Source organism: Leifsonia sp. L25 (genome assembly GCF_050632895.1).
This window is the reverse complement of record NZ_JBODRZ010000003.1, coordinates 2,080,965-2,099,662: the sequence shown is the minus strand read 5'-3', so window position 1 is coordinate 2,099,662 and position 18,698 is coordinate 2,080,965. Positions and strand designations below refer to the sequence as shown.

The 18,698-nt window shown below is 72.7% G+C and carries 14 protein-coding genes and 2 pseudogenes; 10 read left to right on the top strand and 6 right to left on the bottom strand.

The features are described from left to right. Window positions 1–15: 15 nt before the first annotated feature. On the bottom strand, window positions 16–2,679 hold the full coding sequence (locus tag ACRAWC_RS14520) for a LuxR C-terminal-related transcriptional regulator (protein ID WP_431348358.1): 2,664 nt from the start codon (window positions 2,677–2,679) through the stop codon (window positions 16–18). 591 nt (window positions 2,680–3,270) lie between these two features. On the opposite strand from ACRAWC_RS14520, the gene ACRAWC_RS14515 reads away from it, so the two are divergent. Beyond that, window positions 3,271–4,584, top strand: a complete 1,314-nt coding sequence (locus tag ACRAWC_RS14515) for a UDP-glucose dehydrogenase family protein (RefSeq protein ID WP_431348357.1) — start codon at window positions 3,271–3,273, stop codon at window positions 4,582–4,584. Between the two features lie 33 nt (window positions 4,585–4,617). Here ACRAWC_RS14515 and ACRAWC_RS14510 read toward each other — a convergent pair whose 3' ends face one another. After that, window positions 4,618–5,919 (bottom strand): serine/threonine-protein kinase, encoded by a 1,302-nt coding sequence (locus tag ACRAWC_RS14510; RefSeq protein WP_431348356.1) that lies wholly within the window; start codon window positions 5,917–5,919, stop codon window positions 4,618–4,620. Between the two features lie 97 nt (window positions 5,920–6,016). On the opposite strand from ACRAWC_RS14510, the gene ACRAWC_RS14505 reads away from it, so the two are divergent. The 3 genes from ACRAWC_RS14505 to ACRAWC_RS14495 all read left to right on the top strand — a co-directional run bounded on the left by ACRAWC_RS14505 (window position 6,017) and on the right by ACRAWC_RS14495 (window position 7,006). Further along, window positions 6,017–6,508 carry a MarR family winged helix-turn-helix transcriptional regulator gene (locus tag ACRAWC_RS14505; protein WP_431348355.1) on the top strand — a complete coding sequence of 164 codons (492 nt, stop codon included), beginning with the start codon at window positions 6,017–6,019 and terminating at the stop codon, window positions 6,506–6,508. Window positions 6,509–6,578: 70 nt separating this feature from the next. Next, window positions 6,579–6,743 carry a hypothetical protein gene (locus ACRAWC_RS14500; RefSeq protein WP_431348354.1) on the top strand — a complete coding sequence of 55 codons (165 nt, stop codon included), beginning with the start codon at window positions 6,579–6,581 and terminating at the stop codon, window positions 6,741–6,743. Window positions 6,744–6,754: 11 nt separating this feature from the next. Beyond that, on the top strand, window positions 6,755–7,006 hold the full coding sequence (locus ACRAWC_RS14495; RefSeq protein WP_431348353.1) for a DUF6458 family protein: 252 nt from the start codon (window positions 6,755–6,757) through the stop codon (window positions 7,004–7,006). 77 nt (window positions 7,007–7,083) lie between these two features. Here ACRAWC_RS14495 and ACRAWC_RS14490 read toward each other — a convergent pair whose 3' ends face one another. Then, on the bottom strand, window positions 7,084–8,454 hold the full coding sequence (locus tag ACRAWC_RS14490; protein ID WP_431348352.1) for a pyridoxal phosphate-dependent decarboxylase family protein: 1,371 nt from the start codon (window positions 8,452–8,454) through the stop codon (window positions 7,084–7,086). Window positions 8,455–8,761: 307 nt separating this feature from the next. On the opposite strand from ACRAWC_RS14490, the gene ACRAWC_RS14485 reads away from it, so the two are divergent. Then, entirely contained in the window at window positions 8,762–9,646 is an 885-nt protein-coding gene (locus tag ACRAWC_RS14485; RefSeq protein WP_431348351.1) for an aminoglycoside phosphotransferase family protein, read from the top strand. 75 nt (window positions 9,647–9,721) lie between these two features. Here the strand turns inward: ACRAWC_RS14485 and ACRAWC_RS14480 are convergent. Then, a pseudogene (locus ACRAWC_RS14480) lies at window positions 9,722–11,784 on the bottom strand (DEAD/DEAH box helicase). A 278-nt stretch (window positions 11,785–12,062) separates the two neighbouring features. Between ACRAWC_RS14480 and ACRAWC_RS14475 the strand changes: the two are divergent. From ACRAWC_RS14475 to ACRAWC_RS14465, 3 genes and pseudogenes are all read left to right on the top strand, one after another. Further along, window positions 12,063–13,588 (top strand): annotated as a pseudogene (locus ACRAWC_RS14475) (phytoene desaturase family protein). Continuing rightward, window positions 13,588–14,046, top strand: coding sequence for an SRPBCC family protein (locus tag ACRAWC_RS14470; RefSeq protein ID WP_431348350.1), 459 nt, complete (start codon window positions 13,588–13,590; stop codon window positions 14,044–14,046). Before ACRAWC_RS14475 ends, ACRAWC_RS14470 begins: the two are co-directional and overlap by 1 nt. Window positions 14,047–14,099: 53 nt before the next feature. Next, window positions 14,100–14,558, top strand: a complete 459-nt coding sequence (locus ACRAWC_RS14465; RefSeq protein ID WP_431348349.1) for a GNAT family N-acetyltransferase — start codon at window positions 14,100–14,102, stop codon at window positions 14,556–14,558. Window position 14,559: 1 nt separating this feature from the next. Here ACRAWC_RS14465 and ACRAWC_RS14460 read toward each other — a convergent pair whose 3' ends face one another. Next, complete coding sequence (locus ACRAWC_RS14460; protein WP_431348348.1) at window positions 14,560–14,943, bottom strand: phage holin family protein; 384 nt, start codon at window positions 14,941–14,943, stop codon at window positions 14,560–14,562. A 254-nt stretch (window positions 14,944–15,197) separates the two neighbouring features. Between ACRAWC_RS14460 and ACRAWC_RS14455 the strand changes: the two genes are divergently transcribed. Further along, window positions 15,198–16,175: a S1C family serine protease gene (locus tag ACRAWC_RS14455; protein ID WP_431348347.1), complete on the top strand. Its 978-nt coding sequence runs from the start codon at window positions 15,198–15,200 to the stop codon at window positions 16,173–16,175. Between the two features lie 25 nt (window positions 16,176–16,200). Here ACRAWC_RS14455 and ACRAWC_RS14450 read toward each other — a convergent pair whose 3' ends face one another. After that, window positions 16,201–16,959 (bottom strand): IclR family transcriptional regulator, encoded by a 759-nt coding sequence (locus ACRAWC_RS14450; protein WP_431348346.1) that lies wholly within the window; start codon window positions 16,957–16,959, stop codon window positions 16,201–16,203. A gap of 98 nt (window positions 16,960–17,057) precedes the next feature. Between ACRAWC_RS14450 and hutH the strand changes: the two genes are divergently transcribed. Further along, on the top strand, window positions 17,058–18,647 hold the full coding sequence (gene hutH / locus ACRAWC_RS14445) for a histidine ammonia-lyase (RefSeq protein ID WP_431348345.1): 1,590 nt from the start codon (window positions 17,058–17,060) through the stop codon (window positions 18,645–18,647). Window positions 18,648–18,698 lie beyond the last annotated feature (51 nt).

Here is an 18,698-nt window from a genome sequence, read left to right as displayed (position 1 = left end):
GCGTCGTACGCCCGGTCAGGCGATCCGGTCGTCGCCCTCGTAGCGGTTCCGCCCGATCGGCAGCCGCGGGCGCAGCAGCCCCAGGTCGTACGCGACCCGCACCGCCTCCTCGCGCGAGTTGGCGCCGAGCTTGCGGTAGATGCTGCGCGTCTGCGTCTTCACCGTGTTGATCGAGACGACCAGCGAGCGGGCGATGTACTCGAGGCTCGCGGTCGACTGGAGGCGGTCGAGCACGATCCGCTCGCGTTGGGTGAGCTGGGCGGCCATCGCCGCCTCCGAGAAGAGCGGCGTGATCCGCGACAGCGCCGCGTCGATGTCGCCGGAGCCCGCCGTGGAGGCCGTGGGCAGCGGGGCGACCTGGCCTTCGATCGTCAGCACGAACGGCGTGAGGAGGCCGTTGGCCTCGGCTAGCTGCCGCGCGTTCAACCGGATCGTCGCCGCCCGCGCGCTCTTCAGCCGGTACAGCGCCTCCGCCTGGACGAGCAGCGTCTCCACGCGGGTGCGCGGTCCGGGGCTCTCCGCCAGGACGGTCTCGGCCAGGAGCTGGGCGCTCCGGTACTCGCGGAACATCAGCAGCAGGCGCGCCGACACCGGCCGCAGCCGGTTGGTGCCGTCCGGGAAGGCCTTGATGAGCTTCTGCGCGGCGACCAGGTTGCCTTGCGACATCAGCAGGTCGGCGCTCAGGGCCACGAAGCGGGCGCTCTCGGTGTTGCTCGGCGTGTGCGCGCCCTTGCTGAGCAGTTCGCCGTCGATGACGTGCTGGGCCTCCTCCAGCTCCCCGGCCGCGAGCGCGTGCAGCGCGGCCGCGTAGGCGGCGTAGCTGTGCAGCTCCCCGACGTCGACGGCCGCGCCGGGCAGCCACGCGGAGGCCTCGTCGGCCGGCGCCTCGCCGTCGCCTCCGGTGTCGGCGAACGCGTGCAGCTCTGTCGAGATGAGCTGCTGCGCGATCACCAGCGGCGCGAAGACCGCCGGCGCGAGCGGCCGATCGCCGTAGCGGTGGGAGCCGAGTCGCTGGGCGACCGCCGTCGCCCGGTCCAGCTCGCCGTGGAGGGCGTGCGCGAGCGAGGCGGCCCCCGACGCGAACACGTACAGGTCCCGGTCGTCCGAGACGCTGATCGCGGCGCGCTCGAACGAGGTCACGGCCTCGAGCTCCCGGCCGAGACGGAGCTGCGTGAGGCCCATCTCGAGCCACGCGATCGGCGGGACGGAGACGGCCGGGTCCGGTGTCGACAGCGGGCCGAGGAAGTCCTCGGCGTTCGCGAGCCGCCCGACCTTGCGGAGGGCGACCATGCTGGCGAGGTCCGTCCAGTACTGCCGCACGGGCTCCGGCCGCCTGCCGCGCAGCGCCTGCGGCTCCGCTGCGGCCTGGTAGTAGTCGAGCGCGCCTGTCGCATCCCCTCCCGCGATCTCGCGGAGCAGTCCCGTGACCGTCAGCAGGATGGCCGAGGACCGGATCGCGCCGAGCTCCACCCCGCCGAGCACCTCGAGGTAGTCCGCGGCGTCCTCGGTGAACGACGAGGTCCAGTTGCGGGCGATGATCGTCTCGGCCGCGGCGAGGTCGCTCGCCCGCAGCGCCTGACGCAGCGCGGCGACGGAGTCCCCGTTCGCCTCCAACACGTCGAGGAGTTCCCCGGCGAGCCGCTCGCTCTCGCCCGGCGACTCCGCGTCGAGCTGCGAACGCAACGCCACGCGCACCGGATCGAGCAGCTCGTAGACCAGGCGCCCCTGGCCGCGCGCATACGTCCAGACGCCGAGGCCCGCGGCCTCGGCGTCTGCGAGCGGGTCGCCCTCCGCCTCGTCCGCGTTGATGCGCTCGACGATGCGCGGCGAGAGGTACGGGGCGACGGCCGCCCGCTGGAGGCCGAGACGGCCGTCGTCGCCGACCGGCGCCGCAGCGAGCAGCTCGGCGACCACCGTCGCCGTGATGTCCTCGAGCGCGCGCACGGCGACGGGCTCGGCGAGCGCGGAGCGCGGGTCGTCGAAGATCCGGACCATCGCGCGGGCGGCCAGCGGCCAGCCGCGGCTCTGCCGGAGCACGTGGTCGAGGATGCGTCGCTCGACGTCCAGGCCGAGCACGCGCACCACCTGGTCGAGCTCCGCCCGGTCGAAGGCCAGGTCGTCGTTCTGCACGACCACCAGGTCGAGAACGGCCGCCAGGCCGGGAGACTCGAAGGAGGTGAGCGCTCGGGTGAGCACCATGAGGTGCAGGTTCGGCGTCCGGCGGAGCACCTGGACCAGCTCGGCGGACAGCAGACCGTCCCAGCCGCGCGTGTATCCGTCGAGGACGAGCACGACGGTGCCGGGACACCCGGCGATGGTGTCCTGCGCTGCGGCGACCGGGTCGGTGTCCCACCGGTCGTCGTCCCCGTGCGGGTCGAACTCGGTGCGGACGGCGTCCCAGAAGCCCCGGACCCCGCCGGTGACGAGCTCGAGGTCGATCCAGTCGGCGGCGACCCGCGTCGCGCCGCCCGGCCTCTCGAGCCACTTGCGGACGAGGGACGTCTTCCCGTAGCCGGCCGGGGCCCGCACGACCGTGGCCTGTTCCCGCAGCGCGCGGTCGAGACGTGCGGACAGCGCCGGCCGATCGATCGTGTAGCGCGAGAGCCGCGGCAGCCGTGGCACCTCACCCTCGAGACGGCCGTCACCGGACGACGCGTCGGATGTCTTGGTGATCGTCATACCTGACTCCTTCGGCTCGATGTGATTGAGAGCGAGCCGGTTGCCCGTCGGATCGTGATGCGCGGCTGGTTCGAATTCACCCTCGTCGTGTTCATCGGTTCCCCCAGGATCGTCATGAATACCCCCTTGCCCCCCGGTCCGCGCCCCCGCTGAGCGCCATAGGCGATGCTGGCAGCACATTCACGCCGAATACCGCTGAGCGGAAGGCCAGGTGGCGGAGGATCGCACGCACGTCATCAGTCTCTTCATCTCATCATTCACCTCACATCAGCAGGTAACATAATAGCGGCCACACGGCGCATGTGTCATTTTCACCCGATCGACGCCGAGGTGACGGAGCGTCCGGGCAATGCCTGATGTGGGTGAGATCCGCCCGGCGAACAGGTGAAATTCAGCAGATTCGCTTGCCAATGCATCGCGTAAAGCACAGAATTTTAGACAGCGCGAGGTTCAATCGGAACGACGCGCAGGCCCGCTGCCCATCCCCTCCGGCGGCGAATGAGGTGCGGGCGCCGTCCCCTGACATCGAGTGGCGCCCGCACCGGCCGCACGCACACAGCCGCACCGGCCCAGCAAGGAGTAAACGACCTGGTGAGACTTTCTGTTGTCGGCTGCGGCTACCTCGGGGCGGTCCATGCTGCCGCGATGGCCGAGCTCGGTCACGACGTCGTGGGCGTCGACGTCGACGCGCGGAAAGTCGCGCAGCTCTCCCGGGGCGAAGCTCCCTTCTTCGAGCCGGGCCTGCAGGAGCTCCTGCTGTCCGGGCTGGGCAGCGGACGCCTCCGCTTCAGCACCGACCCCGCGGCTCTGGGCTCAGCGGACCTCCACTTCATCGCCGTCGGCACGCCGCAGGTATCCGGCGGCGTCGGAGCCGACCTCTCGTACGTGGATGCCGCGTTCGCGCAGGTGCTCGCGCACGGCAAGGACGGCGACATCGTGGTCGGCAAGTCGACGGTTCCGGTCGGCACTGTCGAGCGGCTCTCGGCGACCATCGACGGGGGCGATCCGCGCGTGACGCTCGCCTGGAACCCTGAGTTCCTCCGGGAGGGGCACGCGGTCGCCGACTCGCTGACTCCGGACAGGCTGGTGTTCGGAGTCACCGGCGGATCGCGGGACGACGCCGCGGCCGCCGCGCTCGCGCGGGTCTACGAGAAGCCGCTGCGCGATGGCACCCCGCTCATCGTGACGGACTGGGCGACGGCGGAGCTGGTGAAGGTCGCGGCGAACGCGTTCCTGGCCACGAAGATCTCGTTCATCAACGCGATGGCGGAGATCGCCGAGGCCACCGGCGCCGATGTGACGCAGCTCGCGGACGCGATCGGTCACGACGCGCGGATCGGCCGGCGCTTCCTCAACGCCGGCGTCGGCTTCGGCGGCGGCTGCCTGCCGAAGGACATCCGCGCGTTCCAGGCGCGCGCCGTCGAGCTCGGGCTCGCCGAGACGGTGCGGTTCCTGGACGAGATGGACAAGATCAACCTGCGCCGCCGAGCGCGCGTCGTCGAGCTGGCCGAGGAGCTGCTCGGCTCCGCCCCGACCGGCCGACGGGTCGCGGTGCTGGGCCTGGCATTCAAACCCGACTCGGACGATGTCCGCGACTCCCCCGCGCTCGAGATCGCGAGCGCACTGCGCGCGGCCGGAGCCGAGGTGGTGGCCGCCGACCCGCACGCGACGGCGAACGCCCGTGTCCGCGATCCCGAGCTGGTGACGGTCGAGTCCGCGGACGAGGCGCTGACGGGCGCGGAACTGGTGATCCTGCTCACCGAATGGCGGGAGTACGCGGGGCTCGCCCCGGCACGAACGGCGACCCTCGTGTCCGGTCGTCGCATCATCGACGCGCGGAATGTCCTCGATCCGGAGGCGTGGGTCGGCGCGGGGTGGGAGTACCGGGGGCTGGGGCGGAGTTAGCCTCGGCCGCGAAGCACGGACCGGCTGACGCGCTCAGCCGCCGCCCTTCCCGTGGCCGTTGCCCTTGCTGTGCCCGTTCCCGTTGCCACCGGTGCCCTGGTTCTGGGCCGGAGCCGGCGGCGCAGGGACCGCGGTCTGCGGGACGGTCGTCGCCACGGGCGCGACGGTCTGCGCCGGGCCGGTGACCGTCGGACTCGGCCGGGGCGTCGCCCCCTCGGTCCCCGCCGGGGTCGGCTCCGTGAAGGCGGGGGCGAGCGCGCTGCCGAGACTGAGCGCCAGAGCGACGAGGAGGACGCTTCCGCCCGCGACGACCCCTGCCATGACCCGGCGTCGCCGCGAACCACGCTCGAAGCCGCGGTACGCCCACCTGTGCGAGGGCTGCGTGGCGGCCGCCGGCGCACCCCCGCCCAGCGCACCCCCGCCCAGCGCACCCCCGCCCAGCTCGGCCGCGGGCATCGCGGCGGTCGGCGCCAACTCGCCCGGTACTTCCTGCGCCGGGAGGGTCCACCCGGCCAGCTGGGGTGCGAGCTCCCTGGCCAGCACCGCCACCTCGAGCGCCGTCGGGCGCAGCCGCGGGTCGCGCGCGGTCATCGCGCCGAGCAGGCCGCGCCAGTCCTCCGGCAGCGACTCGGGAATGCGCGGGTCGCGGGCGAGGCGCGCCGTCACGGCCTCCAGCGGGGTCCCGGGGTACTCCGTCACACCGGTGAGGGCCTCCAGCGTCACCAGGCCGAGCGCGTAGATGTCGGCCGCGGGCCCGGGCTCGGCGACGCTCGCCTGCTCGGGGCTCAGGTAGCCGGCGGTGCCGATGATGGTGCCGGCCGTCGTCAGCCGCTCGGTGCCGAGGAGGTGGGCGATCCCGAAGTCGGCGAGCTTCGCGTGCGGCATGCCGCCCGGCACTCCGGAGTCGCCGAGCAGGATGTTCGCGGGCTTGAGGTCGCGGTGGACCATCCCGGCGCCGTGCACGACGACCAGGGCCGCCGCGATGCCCTCGACGATCGCCACGGCCTCCTCGGCGGCCACCGGTCCGCGGTCGAGACGCGAACGGAGGTCCTCCCCATCCACGAGCTCCAGGACGAGGAAGCTCGGGGAGGGGTCGCCCTCGGGCGAAAGGTGCGCGTCGAGCAGCGTGACGAGATTCGGATGCGAGACCCGGGCGAGCGCCGTGGCCTCCGCGCGGCGCCGGGCGTCGTCGCTGGCCTCCCCGGCGGCGAACACCTTGACCGCGACGAAGCGCCCCAGCTGACGGTCGAACGCGCGGTAGACGGTGCCCATCCCGCCGCGCCCGAGCCGATCGCGGAGCTCGTAGCGATCGAGGAGGAGCGTGTCGGGAAGCACTGCCCGAGCATACGCGCTCTCGGGCATGCCGTGAATCCGCCGAAAATTCGGCGGCATCCCGTTGCGGGATCGCAGAGGTGGGGCGTGACTGACAAGAGTGACCGAGCGATCCGAAGAGCCCCCGCCTGACACCGGCGTGCTCGAGGCGCTGCAGGTCTATCGCGCGGCGGAGACCGCGATGCGGCGGCGCACCGGGGCGGCCATGGGCATCGGCGAGAACGACTTCCTCGCGCTGCGCCTGATCCTCGACAACGCGGCGGAGGGACGCCGCACCTCCGCCAAGGACGTCAGCACCTATGTCGGTGTCTCCAGCGCGTCGACCACAGCGCTCATCGACCGGCTCGTCCGCGGCGGCTACATCGAGCGCAGGACGAACGACGCCGACCGTCGGTCGGTGGACCTCGTCCCGACACGCGCGGCCTTCGGCGACACCGGCCCGCTCACGATCGCGCAGGAGCAGATCGCCGCCCAGGCGGCCGAGCTGAGCGAGGAGGAAGCGCGTACCGTGACCCGCTTCCTGACGAGGATGCGCCGGACAGTGGACGGGATCGGCGGGGAGCGACACGCGAATAGGCCTGAAAGGTCCTGACGTCAAGGGGATTGTTCGACAACCGAAACAGTTGTTGCGTGGAGCGCGTCAAGGAAAGGACAACCCCTCCATGAACATCCTGCTCATCATCATCGCCATCATCGCGGTCATCCTGCTGCTCACGGGCGGCTTCGTGTCGTCCTTGAACTTCCTGCTCTGGGTCGGCATCATCCTGCTCGTCCTCGCGGTGATCGTCTGGCTCGTTCGGCTGCTGACCGGCAGCCGACGCGTATAAGGGAGGTCTCCATGAGTCTGGGCACCGGAATCGTCCTGTTCGTGATCGGAGCGATCCTCGCGTTCGCCCTCAACATCCAAGTCGACTGGATCAACCTCCACCTGGTCGGATACATCCTGATGATCGCCGGCGTTGTCGGCATCATCATCGGGATCATCCTGCTGACCCGCCGTCGCCGCACCATCGCGACGACACGCTCCACCGTGGACCCCGTGACCGGCGACCGCGTCACCCGACGCGGCATCGACGACGACATCGTCTGATCGGATCCCGGACACGACGAAGCCCCCGCCACCGGCGGGGGCTTCGTCGTGTCCGGGCGTCAGCCCTCCATCGAAGCTCAGCCCTCCATCGAATCCAGGATCTCCACGAGGTCCTCGAACGTCGTCAACGGGTTGAGGATGGCGAACCGCGTGTTCGTCCGGCCGGCGTGCGAGCTCGGCGTGACGAAGGCGCGCTGCTCGTCCAGGAGGCGAGCCGACCAGAGCGCGTAATCCTCCTTGCTCCAGCCCTCCCGCTCGAAGACCACGACGGAGAGCTGCGGCCGGCGCACCAGGTGGAAGCCCTCCCGGCGGTCGATCTCGTCCGCGATGCGGCGGGCGAGCAGCAGTGAGGCCGTGACGGCGTCCCGGTAGGCGGCGGCGCCGTGGGAGGCCAGCGAGAACCAGAGCGGCAGGCCGCGGGCGCGACGGGTCAGGTGCGCGGCGTAGTCGGACGGGCTCCACTCGGTAGCCTCGGTCAGCGTGTCCAGGTACTCCGCGTGCTGCGTGTGCGCACGGCGGCCCTGCTCCGGGTCGCGGTAGAGCAGCGCGCAGGCGTCGAACGGCGCGAACAGCCACTTGTGCGGGTCGACGATGAGCGAGTCGGCGCGCTCCACGCCGGCGAACCGCGGCCGGGCGAGCGGCGACAGCATCCCGGCCAGACCGTAAGCGCCGTCCACATGCAGCCAGAAGTCGAACTCGTCCTTCAGCGCGGCGATGGAGGCGATGTCGTCCACGATCCCGAAGTTCGTTGACCCTGCGGTCGCGACGACCGCGAACACGGCGCCGCCGTGCTCGGCCAGCGCCGGGCGGACCGCGTCGCCCGTGAGGACGCCCGACTCGCCGGGCGAGACCGTCACGACCTCCACGTCCATGACGCGCGCGGCCGAGGCGACGGAGGAGTGCGCTTCGGCGCTGCAGACGATGATCCAGCGCCCCGGCGGGTTGCCGCGCTCGGTCCGGGCGTGGTCGCGGGCGGCCACGAGTGCGGAGAGGTTGCCGAGGGTACCGCCCTGCACGAAGACGCCGCCCGCGGTCGCCGGGAGGCCGAACTCGCCAGCCAGCCAGGACAGCACCTGGTTCTCGGCGTACACGGCGCCGGAGCCCTCCAGCCACGACCCGCCGTAGACCGCGCTCGCGGACACGACGAGGTCGAACGCCGTCGCCGCCTTCGTGGGCGCGGTCGGGATGAAGGACAGGTAACGCGGGTGGTCCGTGGTGATGCACGCGGGCGCGAGGACGTGCTCGAAGACGGCGAGCGCGCGCTCGGCGCCCATGCCGTTCTCGGAGACGGTGCGGCCGGCCAGCCGGCGCAGCTCGGACTCGGGCAGCGGCTTGTCCAGGGGCGTGTCGGTCGCGAGGATGCGCCGGCGTGAGTAGTCGAGCACGAGATCGACGAGTTCGGTGGTGTCGTCGGTGACGCTGTGCATGCGGGCGGGGTCGGTAGTCATGGGGCCTCCGCACCAATGCTGACACACGACTTCAGCACGATTTCGCGGCGGTACGCGAGTTTGCTGCGCATTTTCCTATCGGTACGCAGCGACGGTGCGCGGTCGCGTCGCCAGAGGAGTCGGATGCTGCGCCAACGTCGTCCGACACGCGCTGCCGCCCCCGCGCGACGGCCGCGGCGCCAAGGTGTGCAGGTGGCCGGGATGCGGGGGCGCGGGGACCCGTACGAGCAGTCCGTGGGCCGCTGGAGTCACCGCGGCGCGCGGGTTGGCGGTGCGTGGGGTCGGGCCTGGCGGTTAGGCTGCTCCGGTGCCGCTGACCCCGCCTGCCGACATCCCCACCGACGCCGCGCTCGTCGCCGCGCTCGTGGCCGCGCAGCATCCCGACCTGGCCGGGCCGTTGCGCCTCGTGTCCGACGGGTGGGACAACCAGCTCTACCGGCTGGGCGACGCGTACGCCGTCCGCATCCCGCGGCGCGAGGTCGCTGCGCACCTGATCGAGCACGAGCAGCAGCTACTGCCCGGCATCGCCGCGCGCGTGCGCGCGAGGGTCCCCGCGCCGATCCGCGTCGGACTGCCGTCCGACCTCTTCCCCTGGTCGTGGAGCATCGTCGAGTGGATCGACGGCGTCGACGGCGCGTCGGTCGGTGCCGAGGAGCGGGCCGGTGTCGCCGAGGCGCTGGCGGAGTTCGTCGGCGAGTTGGCCGTGCCTGCGCCGGACGCTCCACGCAATCCGGTGCGCGGGGTCCCTCTGGCGTCACGTCGGGAGGTCGTGGCGACCAGACTGCGGTCCCTGTCCGGGCGGATGGAGGTCGCGGCGCTGGAGCAGGCGTGGCGGGAGGCGCTCGCGGCGCCCGCGTGGGACGGGCCTCCGCTGCTGCTGCACGGCGACCTCCACCCGGGCAACCTGCTGCTCACCCCGGAAGGCGGCCTCGCGGCGGTCATCGACTTCGGCGACGTCACCTCGGGCGACCCCGCGACCGACCTGGCGACCGCGTGGCTGACCTTCGATGGGGAGGCGCGGGAGCGGTTCCGCGCGGCGCTGCCGGTCGCTCCCGACCGCGCGACCTGGCTCCGCGCGCGCGGCTGGGCGGTCACGATGGCCAGCGCCCTCGCCACCTCCTCCGACGACAATCCCCGCATGGCCTCCGTCGCCCGCCACGCCCTCGAGCAACTCGCCGCCGAGACCCCCTGACGCAAACCGCCGAGTACGCAGACGATCTGCGTACTCGGCGGTTGTCGCCTGAATTCGGGCGTACTCGGCGGGTGGTTACACCTGGGAGAGCGTCAGCACCACGTCGTCGCCGGGGGCGGCCGGCACGAAGTCGGCCTCGATCTCGGCGCGGTCCAGCAGTTCGCTCATGCGGCGCTGACGCTGACGGGGGATGAGCGTCACGACCGTGCCCTGCTTGCCGGCGCGGCCGGTGCGGCCCGAGCGGTGCAGGTAGGTCTTGTACTCGTCCGGCGCGTCGGCCTGGATGACCAGGTCGATGTCGTCCACGTGGATCCCGCGGGCTGCGACGTCCGTCGCGACGAGCACGCTCACGCGGCCACTGGTGAGCTGGGCCAGGTTGCGGGTGCGGCGCGACTGGTTCAGGTCGCCGTGGAGGCTGACGGCGGGGATGCCGGCGTCATCCAGCTGGTCGGCCAGCATCTCGGCGAACGCGCGGGTGCGGGCGAAGATCAGCGTCTTGCCGTCGCGGTCCGCGAGCTGCTCGATGATGGCCGGCTTGTCGCGGTGCTCGATGACCAGCACGCGGTGGTCGATGGTCGAGGACGCCTGGTCCTCGCCCGCGACCTCGTGCACGGTCGGGTCCACCAGGAACTCGTTCACGAGCTGCGCCACCCCGCTGTCGAGGGTCGCCGAGAACAGCAGCTTCTGGCCGCCCTCGGATGTGCGGCGCAGGATGCGCTGCACCGGCTCCAGGAAGCCGAGGTCGCACATGTGGTCGGCCTCGTCCAGGACGCTGACGACGACCTCGCTGAGGTCGAGGCGGCCCTGCTCCACGAGGTCCTCGATGCGGCCGGGCGTGCCGATCACGATGTCGACGCCGCGCTGGAGGGCGCCGACCTGGCGGCCCTGCGGCACGCCGCCGTAGATCTGCGTGGTGAACAGGCCGACGCTGCGCGCGATGGGCTGCACGGTGCGGTCGATCTGGAGGGCGAGCTCGCGGGTCGGCGCGAGGATGAGCGCCCGCGGGGCGCGGCCGAGCTGGCGCTTGCCGCCGGACTTGCCGGAATCGGCCCAGAGCTGCATGAGGCGCTCGACCATGGGGGCGGCGAACGCGATCGTCTTGCCGGAGCCGGTGCGGCCGCGGCCGAGGACGTCCTTGCCGGCGAGCACGTCCGGGGTGGTGGCGGCCTGGATGGGGAACGGCGTCTCGGCGCCGAGCTCGGCCAGCGCGCGGACGATGTTGCCGCCCAGCCCCAGGTCGGCGAAGGTCACGCCCTCCCGTCCGCGGCCTGGATCGCCTCGGCCTCCAGACGCTCGAGAACGACATCCTCCTGCGGGGAGGACGACTGCTTCTCGTCGCGGGACGGGTAGAAGGAGGAGTCGCGGCGGGGGGCGCGCTCGTCGCGGTCGAAGCTGCGGCGCGGACGGTCGTCGTTGTCACGACGGGGAGCGCGGTCGTCCCGGTCGAAGCTGCGGCGCGGACGGTCGTCGTTGTCACGACGGGGAGCGCGGTCGTCCCGGTCGAAGCTGCGGCGCGGACGGTCGTCGTTGTCGCGGCGCGGCGCGCGGTCATCCCGGTCGAAACTCCGGCGCGGACGCTCGTCGCGGTCGAAGCGGCGCGGACGCTCGTCGTTCTCGCGACGGGGCGCACGGCCGTCACGATCGAAGTCGCGGCGCGGGGCACGGTCGTCGCGGTCGAAGCTGCGGCGCGGACGGTCGTCGAACTCGCGGCGCGGAGCACGCTCGTCGCGGTCGAACTGACGGCGCGGACGGTCGTCGAACTCGCGACGCGGGGCGCGGTCGTCCCGCTCGAACCGGCGCGGACGCTCGTCCTCGCGACGGCCGGCGTGGGCGCGGCTGTCCCACTCGCGCTCGGTGCGGCGGGCGTCCTTCCCGCGCGGCTCCCAGTTCGGGCGCTCGCCACGGCCGGCGCGCTCAGAACCGCGCTCGGCGCCACGGGCGTCGCCGCGGGTGCCGTAGGTGTCCCGGCCGCGCGCGGCGCGGTCGTCGGCGGTCCAGCGGTTCTTCTTGCCTGCCTCGGGTGCCTCGTCGCGGTAGCCGCGGTGCTTCGGGCTACGGCTGCCGGCGCCCTTCGGCGCGTGCTGCTGCGCGGGTCGGCCGGAGCCCTGCTGTCCGGCGTTCTTCTTGTACGGGGGCATGCGTGATTCTTCCTGGGTTGTTGTTGCGAAATGCGCGGCGGCACGCTGAAGCGCACCGGAGGTATCCCCAGCAGACATCGCCCGGGGCCGTTCACATCGTGATGAATCCGCTCACCGTCTGGCTGCGGAACCGGCCCACTTGACTTACAAACCCATCCGCGCGACAAAAAGGCGCGGTGTCAAGAGCCGACCTGCCAACGATACAGGATCCCGCCTGGGAGGACGCTGCCGATCCGCAACCCCCTCCCGGGCCGCGGTGGCCGGGGTATACATGGGGCATGTCCTCCGTCGACGCGATCGTCATCGGGTCCGGCCCCAACGGGCTCGCGGCCGCCGTCACCCTCGCCCGGGCGGGGCTGAGCGTCCACGTCTACGAACGGAACGCGACGCCGGGCGGCGGCGTGCGGACGGAGGAGATCACCCTGCCGGGCTTCCGCCACGACATCTGCTCGGCAGTGCACCCTCTGGCGTTCGCGTCGGGATTCTTCCGGAGGTTCGGGCTCGCGGACCGCGTGCCGTTCATCACTCCGTCGGCCTCCTACGGGCATCCGCTGCCCGGCGGGGAGGTCGCCGTCGCCTATCGCGACCTGGAGCGCACCGCCGCAGCTCTCGGCGCCGACGGCCCCGCCTGGCGCGCCCTGCTCGGCCCTCTCGCGCGCAACGCGGACGCAGTCGCGCAGTTCACCGGGTCGTCCCTCCTGCAGCTCCCGCGCAACCCGCTCGTCGCCGCGCGCTTCGGCCTCACCGCGCTGTCCCAGGGCGGTCCGTGGTGGAACCTTCCGTTCCGCACCCAGGAGGCGCGCGCCCTTCTCACCGGCGTGATCGCACACGCCACCCTGCCGCTGCCGAGCCTCGCCGCGTCCGCCGCGGGGCTCGCCCTGGCGACGTACGCGCACGCCCGCGGCTGGCCCATCCCGGTCGGCGGCTCGCAGGCGATAGCGGACGCGATGGTCGACGACATCCGCGCGCACGGCGGCGAGGTCGTCACCGGCGCCGAGATCGAGTCGCTCGGCGAACTGCCCGACGCGCGCGCCATCCTGTTCGACACCCCGTCGCCATCGCCGCGCGGCTCGGCGAGGACCTCCTGCCCCCCGACTATCTGCGTCGCGTCGCCGACTTCCGAGACGGCAACGGCGTGTTCAAGATCGACTTCGCCCTGTCCGGCCCAGTGCCGTGGACGAATCCCGAGTTGCTGGAGACCGCGACCGTCCACCTCGGCGGCGAGCGCGGCGCGATCGCGCGCTCCGAGCGCGTGGTGGCCGCCGGCCGCGAGAGCGACGACCCGTACGTGCTCCTGTCCCAGCCGACGCTCTTCGACCCCTCGCGCGCGCCGGCAGGCCGGCACGTGCTGTGGGCCTACACGCACGTCCCGCGCGGCTCCACGTCGGATCGCAGCGAGGCCGTCATCGCTCAGATCGAGCGCTTCGCCCCGGGGTTCCGCGACCTGATCCTCGCGAAGACCACCCGCACCGCGCACGCGCTGGAGGGCTACAACCCCAGCTATATCGGCGGCGACATCTCCTCGGGGATGCCGGACCTCTCCCAGCTCGTCATGCGGCCCGTGCTGTCCACCGAACCCTGGCGGATGCCGGGCCGCGGGCTGTACCTCGCCTCGTCGTCCGCCGTGCCGGGGCCGGGCGTGCACGGGCTGGCCGGCTACTACGCGGCGCGCAGCGCCCTCCGGCACGAGTTCGGGGTGACCCGGATGCCCTCGCTGGCTCCGGAGGAATCGGCGGCGCCGCCGGGCGCTCCGGCCAGCGGCTTCAACCAGACCACTGGTTTCATCGATGAGGAGATCGCCTGATGTCGGTCAACGTACGCCGTTTCGCCTGCACGCCCGAAGAGGTCTTCACCGCCCTCGCCGACCCGTGGGTCTTCCCGACCTGGGTCGTCGGCGCCTCCCGGCTGCGCGGGGCCGACGGCCATTTCCCTGAGCCGGGCTCCCGCCTGCACCACTCCATCGGCATCTGGCCGTTCGTCCTCAACGACGAGACCACCGTCGAGGAGTGGGACGCGCCGAAGCGGTTCGTGCTGGAGGCGAAGACGCGGCCGGTGGGGACCGAGCGCGTCGTCATCGAGGTGCAGCCGCGCGGCTCCGGCTGCCTCGTGCGGATGGAGGAGCACGCGATGACCGGGATCGCCGCCCGCATCCCGACGCCGATCATCGATCCCATCCTGTGGATCCGCAACCGGGAGGCGCTGCGCCGGCTGGAGTGGGTCGCGCGCGGTATCTCGCGGCAGAAGGCGCGGAAGGCCGGCTGACCGGCTGACCGGCCCGAAACCTGCCGGACATACGGCCTGGCTAGCATCGGCGCATGACCACCCGCGTGTCCGTCGAGCCCGCCCGCTCCCCTGGCGTCGCTGAGCTGCTGCGCCTGAGCGACGAGTTCACCTTCTCGCTCTATCCGGCCGAGAGCTGCTACCTGCTCGACGTCTCGGAACTGGAGCGTCCCGGCGTGACTGTGTTCGTCGGACGCGACGAGGAGGGCGCGGCGCTCGGGATGGCCGCGCTCGTCCGGAAGCCGGATGGCAGCGCCGAGCTCAAGCGCATGTTCGTCCACGAGGACGCCAGGGGCCGAGGACTGGCCGGCGGCCTCCTCGCGGCGGTGGAGGCCGAGGCCGCGCGCGCCGGCGTCGCCACGCTGCGACTCGAGACCGGCCCGTTGCAGCACGCGGCCATCGCGTTGTACGAGAGCCGCGGCTATGCGCGCATCCCGAACTTCGGCGAATACGTCGGCGACCCGCACTCGGTCTGCTACGCGAAAAAGCTGTGAGCTAGGTGCGGGCCGCCACCTTCTTCTTGAGGAAGATCAGCGGCAGCAGCCAGCCGCCGAGCGCCGTCACCACCCAGACGACGAGCGCGGCGAGGATCCACGTGAGGAAATCGTCCACCCGGATCCCGCCCGGCAGCAACGAGGCGACCAGCAGCGCGACGAGCGTCGACACGAGCCCGATCCCGCCGAGCATCGCCGACGCGTACTTGCGGGCGAGATTGAAGATGAAAGGCGCGAGGATGCTCTGCGCCACCGCGAAGACCAGCACGGCCACCAGGAGGCCCTCCCAGTCGAGATGGAACCCGGGAAGGATCCACGAGGCCACCAGCAAGCCGAGCGCCGCGGTGACCACGAAGATCGCCGCCCGGATCAGGAATCTCACCATGCCCGAAGGGTAGCGGCCACCCGAGCGGGCGAGAACACCCCTTCTGCCGTGCCCTCCGTCCGGCTAGCCTGGCGCCACCGTCGAGGAGGGGCCACCGTGACAGAGCACAAGAACACCCTGCGCCGGACCGCCCCGGACACGGCCACCACGAACACGGCCGCCCCGGACGGGGCGCCCCGCGCACGAACACCCTGCGCGGCTGGACGATCGCGCTGCTCGTCCTCGGCTCCGCCCTGGTCCTGATCGGCGGCGGGATGGTCGCGGGCGGCTTCGCGTTCGCCGCGATCACCGCCGGCCGCGGCACGTGCGACGCCGCCCGGGTCGCGGACGACGTGCTCCCGAGCGTGGTCACCATCGGCGTCACGGGCGCGCGCGGGTCGAGCAACGGCAGCGGCGAGATCATCACCGAGGACGGCTACATCCTGACCAACAACCACGTGATCGCCGACGCGGCGTCGGGTGCGAAGCTCGCGGTGCGGTTCAGCGACGGCCACGAACTCGCCGCCGAGCTCACCGGGCGCGACCCGAAGACCGACCTGGCCGTCATCAAGGTGAAGTCCGACGAGCCGCTGCCGGTCATCGCGACGGGCGACTCCGGATCGCTCGTGGTCGGCCGGCCGGTGGTCGCGCTCGGCGCCCCGCTCGGCCTCTCCTCGACCGTGACGGCCGGCATCGTCAGCGCGCTCGGGCGGACCGTCCCGGTGCCCAGCGACGACGACAGGAACGCCATCCTGGCCGGCGCCATCCAGACCGACGCGTCGATCAACCCGGGCAACTCGGGAGGCGCACTCGTCGACTGCGCGGGGCGCCTCGTCGGCATCAACACGGCGATCGCGACCGTGCCCGGCTCCAGCGGCCACGCGAGCACCGGCAGCGTGGGGATCGGGTTCGCCGTGCCGGAGTCGCTGGCGCTGCCGATCGCGCACGAGCTGATCGCGCACGGGGAGGTCACGCATCCGGACGCCGGACTCACCGTCGTGCCGATCCCTCCCGCCGCGGCGGCGGCGTTCGGCGTGGACGGCGGGCTGTTCGTGCAGTCGGTCGTGTCGGGCGGCCCCGCGCAGCAGGCCGGTCTCCGGGTCGGCGACGTGGTCACCGCGGTGAACGGCAACCCGGCGACCGACATCGACGTGCTCACCGCGATCCAGGTCACCAGCAAGGCCGGCGACGAGGTGAAGGTCGACTACACCCGCGACAGCACCGCCCACACCACCACGGTCACCCTCCGCTGACGCTCCGAGGGGCGCGTCAGCGGGGTCAGCTGCCGCGGATCCGGCGGGAGAGCTCGGCTGCGGCGTCGCGCACGCGGGCGGCGAGCGCGTCCCACTCGGCGGGCGGCACGTTCGCGCGCGGGAAGGTGACGGCGATCCCGGCGGCCGGCCAGCCGGCGTGGTCGCGCACCGACACGGCGACGGAGGCGAAACCGGGCGTCACGTCGCCGTCCTCGGTGGCGTAGCCGCGGTCGCGTGCCTCCGCGACGAGCCGGCGGAGTTCGGCGTACGAGTGCGGGCCGGCGCCGGTGCGGTCCTCGAACGCGTCGGCGTCCGGGTACAGCGCGCGAAGCTGACCGGCGGGGAGCGAGGCCAGCAGCGCGCGGCCGCTCGCCGTCAGGTGCGCGGGGAGGCGCACACCCACGTCCGTGACAAGGCGCGGCCTCCGCGGCGCACGCTCCTCCACGATGTAGACGACGTCCCTGCCGTGCAGCACCGCGACGTGGCCGGACTCGCCGATCGCGTCCACCAGCGCGGCGACGATGGGCCGGCCGAGCCGGCTGAGCGGCTGCTGCCGGGAGAACCCGCTCGACAGCTCGTAGGCGGCGACGCCCAGCCCGTAGCGGCGCGCTTCGGGGAAGTGCAGGACGAAACCGTGCTCGGTCAGCACGGTCAGCAGGTGGTAGACCGTGGAGCGCGGGAGGCCGAGGGAGGCGGCGATCCCGGCGGCGGGGACGGGTCCGCGCTGCGTGGCGAGGTAGGCGAGGACGCGGAGGGTGTTCTCCGCGGCGGGGACCTTGCTCATGGACGCTCCTCCCGGCGCTCGGCCGCGTGTCTGGTATCCCGGACACCGATGAGCCTAACCCCGGGCGCGCCCAGCGGCCTCCGGCGCATGATCGGAGCATGTCCGCCTTCACCACCGGTTCCACCTCTGCAACCACCTCCCGCGACGCCGCCGACGCCGCGCCCGTCACCGTCGGCGCCCGCCCGCTCACCATCGCCGAGGTCGTCGCGGTGGCCCGGCACGACGCACCCGTCCGACTCGACGACGCCGCGCTCGAAGCCGTCGAGGCGTCCCGCGCGATCGTCGAGGCGCTCGCCGACGACGTCGAGCCGCACTATGGCATCTCCACCGGTTTCGGCGCACTGGCGACCACGTTCATCCCCGGCGAGCGCCGCGCGCAGCTCCAGGCCTCCCTCGTCCGCTCGCACGCGGCCGGGTCGGGGCCGGAGGTCGAGCGGGAGGTCGTGCGCGCCCTCATGCTGCTGCGCCTGGCGACGCTGATGACCGGCCGCACCGGAGCGCAGCGCCGCACCGTCGAGACCTATGCCGCCCTGCTCAACGCGGGCATCACCCCGCTCGTGCGCGAGTACGGCTCGCTCGGCTGCTCGGGCGACCTCGCGCCGCTCGCGCACTGCGCCCTCGCGGCGATGGGCGAGGGCCAGGTGCGCGTCAAGGGAGAACTCGTGGAGGCGGCGGACGCCCTCGCCGCCGCCGGCATCGAGCCCGTCGTCCTCGCCGAGAAGGAAGGCCTCGCGCTCATCAACGGCACCGACGGAATGCTCGGGATGCTGTCGCTCGCGCTGCACGACCTCGGCGGCCTCCTCACCACAGCAGACATCACCGCGGCGATGAGCGTGGAGGCGCTGCTCGGCACCGATGCCGTCTTCGCCGCCGACCTCCAGCGGCTGCGCCCCCAGGCCGGCCAGGCGGTCTCCGCCGCGAACCTGCGCGCGCTGCTCGCGGGCTCCCCGCTGGTGGCGAGCCACAAGGGTCCTGAGTGCACGCGCGTTCAGGACGCCTACTCGTTGCGCTGCTCGCCGCAGGTCAACGGCGGCGCGCGGGACACCGTCGCCCACGCGACGATGATCGCCGAGCGCGAGCTGGCCTCCGCCATCGACAACCCGGTGCTCACCCCGGACGGCCGGGTGGAGTCGAACGGCAACTTCCACGGCGCGCCGGTCGCGTACGTGCTCGACTTCCTCGCGATCGTCATCGCCGACGTCGCGAGCATGTCGGAGCGCCGCACCGACCGCTTCCTCGACCCGGCGCGCAACCAGGGGCTGCCGCCGTTCCTCGCGCACGAGGTCGGCGTCGACTCCGGCCTGATGATCGCGCAGTACACCGCGGCAGGGATCGTCTCGGAGCTCAAGCGTCTGGCCGTGCCCGCTTCGGTGGACAGCATCCCGTCGTCCGCGATGCAGGAGGACCATGTCTCGATGGGCTGGGCCGCCGCCCGCAAGCTGCGCCGCGCGATCGACGGGCTGGCCCGCGTGCTCGCGATCGAGCTGATGACCGCCGCGCGCGGCGCCGACCTCCGCGCCCCGCTGCGTCAGGGCCCGGCAACCGGCGCGGTCACCGAGGCGCTGCGCGCCTCCGTCCCCGGCCCCGGCCCGGACCGCCACCTCTCGCCCGAGATCGAGGCCGCCGTCGCCTTCGTCGCCTCCGGCGCCGCCGCCTCCGCCGCCCGCACCACCACCGACCTCTCCTGACCTCCCGCCCCCAGCCATCGCTTCCTCACTTTCTCCCGCGACACGCAGGAG

Bases quoted from the DNA above. Each gene is read 5' to 3' on its own strand.
- ACRAWC_RS14520 (WP_431348358.1), bottom strand. From the start codon at position 2,679: ATGACGATCACCAAGACATCCGACGCGTCGTCCGGTGACGGCCGTCTC.
- ACRAWC_RS14500 (WP_431348354.1), top strand. From the start codon at position 6,579: ATGAACATCCTGCTCATCATCATCGCCATCATCGCGGTCATCCTGCTG.
- ACRAWC_RS14495 (WP_431348353.1), top strand. From the start codon at position 6,755: ATGAGTCTGGGCACCGGAATCGTCCTGTTCGTGATCGGAGCGATCCTC.
- ACRAWC_RS14490 (WP_431348352.1), bottom strand. From the start codon at position 8,454: ATGACTACCGACCCCGCCCGCATGCACAGCGTCACCGACGACACCACC.
- ACRAWC_RS14470 (WP_431348350.1), top strand. From the start codon at position 13,588: ATGTCGGTCAACGTACGCCGTTTCGCCTGCACGCCCGAAGAGGTCTTC.
- ACRAWC_RS14465 (WP_431348349.1), top strand. From the start codon at position 14,100: ATGACCACCCGCGTGTCCGTCGAGCCCGCCCGCTCCCCTGGCGTCGCT.
- ACRAWC_RS14460 (WP_431348348.1), bottom strand. From the start codon at position 14,943: ATGGTGAGATTCCTGATCCGGGCGGCGATCTTCGTGGTCACCGCGGCG.
- ACRAWC_RS14455 (WP_431348347.1), top strand. From the start codon at position 15,198: ATGGTCGCGGGCGGCTTCGCGTTCGCCGCGATCACCGCCGGCCGCGGC.
- ACRAWC_RS14450 (WP_431348346.1), bottom strand. From the start codon at position 16,959: ATGAGCAAGGTCCCCGCCGCGGAGAACACCCTCCGCGTCCTCGCCTAC.
- hutH (WP_431348345.1), top strand. From the start codon at position 17,058: ATGTCCGCCTTCACCACCGGTTCCACCTCTGCAACCACCTCCCGCGAC.